This is a genomic window from Nitrospinota bacterium (assembly GCA_009873635.1).
GTDB lineage: Bacteria > Nitrospinota > Nitrospinia > Nitrospinales > VA-1 > LS-NOB.
In genome coordinates this window covers 89,843-91,784 of the sequence record WAHY01000006.1, presented here as the reverse complement: position 1 = coordinate 91,784, position 1,942 = coordinate 89,843, and the positions used below count along the sequence as shown (strand labels likewise).

General features: G+C 35.2%; 2 protein-coding genes. One reads left to right on the top strand and one right to left on the bottom strand.

What is annotated here, in order from left to right; genetic code table 11:
* Positions 1–166 precede the first annotated feature (166 nt).
* On the bottom strand, positions 167–796 hold the full coding sequence (locus F3741_05630) for a response regulator (protein ID MZG30281.1): 630 nt from the start codon (positions 794–796) through the stop codon (positions 167–169).
* A 429-nt stretch (positions 797–1,225) separates the two neighbouring features.
* Between F3741_05630 and F3741_05625 the strand changes: the two genes are divergently transcribed.
* A partial coding sequence (locus F3741_05625; protein ID MZG30280.1) for a TolC family protein occupies positions 1,226–1,942 on the top strand: 717 nt, incomplete at its 3' end.

The following is a 1,942-nucleotide window of genomic DNA, read 5'->3' as shown; positions in this document are numbered from 1 at the left end:
GTTTTTTCGAGTTGGGTTATATCAGGATTGGTCAATGGACTGTCATTCATTAAAAAGTAAACGAGGCAAAAACCGTGTCATAGCTTATAGCATAACCACTTTATATTTGCTAAGAGTATTTTTGAGGGAAGATTTGTTCTGTCTTGCGGGTCTAATTCATGCGAATTTATTCAATAGATTTTGGTTCTTCTATGTATTCGCCACAAAGAGAAAGAAGGTTCTCAAAGTTGACAGGTTTAGCAAAAAACGAGTTAGCTCCTGCTTGAAGAACTTCTGTTTCGGTGTATCTCAAATCCCCGGAAATAGCGATAATTTTAATATTTTTTGTTTTATCGTCGGAGCGAAGGTCTTTGCATACTTCCAACCCATTTATGCCGGGAAGCGTTATATCCAGAATCATGATGGTTGGTTGAAACTGAGCGGCTTTTTTACCAGCTTCCCATCCATCGTAGGCGGTTTCAACGTGAAAGTCGTTTTTCTGGAATATTTTCTTAAGCAAATCACAAAATTTTCTTTCGTCATCAACCACGAGAACTTTGCGGTTGGATTTCTCTTTCTCCTCTTTCTCAAGAATTTCCTTGATCATTGAGATGGTATACCCTTTTTTTTGTAGAGCATACACTTGCTTGCAACGTTCTTCTACCCAGGCAGGATAATATCCAACTATACCCTTTCCACCCGGGTGCCCCTCTTTTGCGGGGTCTGGAAAAAAACGGTATTTTTTTTGCCATAACCAAAGGGTTTTACGAGTAATAGGTACTACTTTTAAAATATCAGCCGCTGTAATTCTTGACATGGTTTGCCTTCGCAAATGGTTTTAATATATAGATTTTACTCCAACTAGAATTGCACAATATATTACAAATTGCAAAGTAATTATAAGACAGTTAATGTAAACTTCATCCTTTTTCCTTAGACTTGTGATTCAGCTGTTTTTTTTATGAATAATTGTTGTTTATTATTAAATTTAAATAAATGAAACCAATGTTTTTTTATGTGTTGAGCGATCTTTGCTGTATTAGAATTCCTCGATCACTCTAAATAGGAAAAAAGGTATCAAGCAAAATAGACAAAAAACCGATAAAACATTGATAATTCGATAACTTAAGGAATCGGAAGAAATATATTCTAAAAGTCAGTGCCTTAATTTTTATTAGACGTTTCTTTTGCCGAGCCCTTTAAATATAATGGCTTTACCCCTAGTTTTTATTAGTTTTGTTCCAGCATGAATAATATTTCGTATCTAAAGATCCCTGTCTGCTTATTTTTACTTCTTTTTGCTCGACCAATCTTTGTCGAAGCCAATGAGATCTTGCCCCTGACTTTAAAAGATACTGTAGAGAGTGTTCTGAAAAACAATGTTGGTATCGCTGTACAAAGTTATAACTCAAAATTAAACGAACAACTTATTTTTGACAAGGAATCAGCTTTTGATCCTACTGTTGACTTTCAATTCACTGTTGGAGAGGAAACTCGTCAGGCAGCGGGCGCTTTTGCCAATCCTGTTAAAAGCAGAAATCAGAATTATGATTGGGACTTTTCTATCTCACAAAATTTGATCACTGGAGCGGATTACGAGTTGAGTTTTGATTCAAATAGAAACCTTACCAATTCAACATTTGCAGGTCTTAATCCCCAATACACTTCTGATTTAAATTTGTCTTTGACTCAACCTTTATTAAAAGGCTTTGGAATTGATAATAATAAACGCGAAATTTATATTGCTAAAAATAACCAGAAAATATCAGATTTTGAATTTAAAGCATCCGTTATTGATGTGATTACTGAAGCAGAAAACACATACTGGGATCTGGTTTTTAGCATTGAGGATTTGAAGGTTAAGGGAAAATCACTTGAAAGAGCTCAAAAATTAGAAAAACAGGTTAAGGCCCAGGTTGAAGTGGGTACGTTGGCAGAATTGGAGATTCTCCAGGCAAAATCC